Consider the following 2,631-nt stretch of genomic DNA (forward strand, 5'->3'; position numbering starts at 1 on the left):
TGAAAGGCCATTTATTAGTTGTTGAATAATATCCAAAAAAACACCTCGGTCTTTATCAATGATGCAGTGGCAATTTTCGCACAATCTTTAGGATAACATAAAACAAAAGTAAAGAATAATCGGACAACCTAATTATTTAGGAAATATCTATTTAGGTTGAACCTTTTTATAGAACTGCATTTTTAAATTATCGTCAACTTTTAGAATAATTCCCGCTTTATTAATGGGATTGTGGTCTTCTGCACTTATCGATAGTGTGGCATGTGCCAACTTAAGATTCTTTGTCGTCTCGAGCGCCTTTGCAATTGCTGTCCCATCTGTACTGTTTGCGCGTTCTATAGCATTTAGAAGCCACTGAGTAGCATCATATGCCATAGTTCCGTTTACAAATTCCTTGCAGTCATCTTTGTATACTTCTTTATAGCGCTTAAAAATAGGCGCCATCCCAGGATCTGAAAGATACGTATGGTTAATCCAATATGTTCCCTTCATGGCCTTTCCGGCTATTTCGTTCATTAATTCTCCATAACCATCTCCGCCTATAATTGCAATATTTAGCCCGAGTTCTCGTGCTTGTTTGATTATTAGTGCCATATCCTTGCCCATTCCAGGCAGGAAAAGAACTTCTGCTCCAGAGCTTTTAACTTTTGTTAGCTGTGCTCTAAAATCAACATCTGTATCGCGATAACCTTCATCCGCGACAATTTTACCGCCTAAATCTTTGTAGCTTTTGGTGAAAAACTCACGAAGCCCCTGAGCATAGTCGGAACCCACGTTGTAAAGAATTGCAGCACTGTTCTTTTTTAATTCAACTTTTGCAAGATCTGCTGCAAGAGCCCCTTGATATGGGTCTGTGAAACAAACACGAAATGAATAAGGACGAACTTTACCTTTATAGTCCACTGTAACGAGGGGATTTGTTCCAACTGTAGAAATCTGAGGTGTCTTTCCCTTATGAACTATCGGTGCAGTTGCAATATTTATCCCGCTTGAGTTGGCTCCGATTATCGCACAGACTTTATCGCTTTTAATCATACGACGAACAGCATTTACTGCGTCCTCATTACGTGTTTTTGTGTCGTATACAACCAATTCAATTTTACGTCCGAGCAAACCGCCCTTAGCGTTTATATCACCAACTACCAATTTAGCCATATTTACTTCGGTTGTTCCATATGCGGCATAATCTCCTGTAAGTGCAGCAAGATAACCAATCTTGATGGGAGTAGCAGCTGAAGCTGCCAAACCTAAACATAGAACAAACAATAGAGACAAGGCTACGGTTACTTTTTTCATGACAAGCCACCTCCGAGTATTTTAAAAATATTCAATTAATTGCTTGAATTAATTAAGTTTAATAAAGCGATGTAAAACAATTAACGCGCTCTATTCTATCTTTCATTCTTATTTGTGTAAATAGACACCATCAGAAGTAGCTGTTATTTTTTATTTTTACGCAAAGATATAAAGTCTATATAAAAATGCCCCGTATTTTATACGGGGCATTTAAGATTAAGATGATATTTTATAGTATTTATATTTTACTTATTTTTAACCTGAACTTTCATTTCATCTGCTAGCTCTAACAGGAGAGCCCTTTCTTTTGAGGATGGCTTTTTGGAGACGTTTACACGTACCAATACGTTCATATCTCCCTTGCCCCCACCACGTAGCTTAGGCATCCCGTGTTTCTTTATTCTCAACTTTGAACCTGGCTGAGTCCCGGCTGGAACATCTAGCGTTTCTATGCCGTCAAAAGTCTCTATCTTTACTTCACAGCCTAATACTGCTTGCGGATATGATATATCTATTGCAACGTTTAAATCGTCGCCTCTACGCTGGAATCTCTTGTCTGAACGGACTTCTAATAGTATAAATAAATCTCCAGGTGGCCCTCCATTGATGCCGGCCTCGCCTTGACCTGCGACTCTCAGCCTAATACCTGTATCAACTCCGGCAGGTATTTTAACGTCAACAGAATGCTGTGTACGCACACGACCTTGACCTCGACACTGTTTGCAAGGTGTTTCTATTATTTCTCCTTTGCCATGACATGCCGGACAAACTGTGTTTTGCACCATTTGCCCAAAAGGAGTATTTATAGCCTGCTGTACTTGTCCCTTGCCTCCGCATGTAGGACATTTATTCACCTTGCTTCCAGGTTCAGCACCGCTTCCCTTGCAGTTTAAACAAGTATCCAATTTAGGAATAGAAATCTTTTTACTCGCACCACGATATGCGTCCTCTAGGGTTATTTGCATTGCATACTCTAGGTCGCTTCCGCGGCGTGGGGCATTAGGATTAGAAGACCTTCTACCTGCACCACCAAACGCACTGCCGAAAAGATCTCCAAAAATATCTCCAAAATCTGCGGCTCCGGAAAAACCTCCGAATCCACTAAATCCCCCTGACCCTCCGGGGGGCATATCCCCCACATAGCCGAATTGATCATATTGAGCACGTTTTTTGGAGTCACTCAAAACATCATTTGCTTCATTTATCTCTTTATATTTTATCTCGGCCTGTTTATCACCCGGATTTGCATCCGGGTGATATTTTCTAGTTAATTTTCTGTAGGCCTTTTTTATTTCATCTGCCGAGGCCCCTCGCGGTACATTCAATATTTCGTAA

Annotated in this window: 2 protein-coding genes; both read right to left on the reverse strand. The window is 40.4% G+C overall.

Annotated elements, in window-relative coordinates:
* Nucleotides 1-147: 147 nt before the first annotated feature.
* Complete coding sequence (locus GXZ13_02705) at nucleotides 148-1,296, reverse strand: ABC transporter substrate-binding protein (GenBank protein ID NLX74748.1); 1,149 nt, start codon at nucleotides 1,294-1,296, stop codon at nucleotides 148-150.
* A gap of 245 nt (nucleotides 1,297-1,541) precedes the next feature.
* The coding region (gene dnaJ, locus GXZ13_02710; protein ID NLX74749.1) for a molecular chaperone DnaJ at nucleotides 1,542-2,631 on the reverse strand (1,090 nt) is incomplete at its 5' end.

The sequence above is a fragment of the Synergistaceae bacterium genome (genome assembly GCA_012728235.1).
GTDB lineage: Bacteria > Synergistota > Synergistia > Synergistales > Synergistaceae > JAAYFL01.

Excerpts from the sequence above, each read along its gene's own strand:
- GXZ13_02705 (NLX74748.1), bottom strand. The coding sequence starts at position 1,296 with ATGAAAAAAGTAACCGTAGCCTTGTCTCTATTGTTTGTTCTATGTTTA.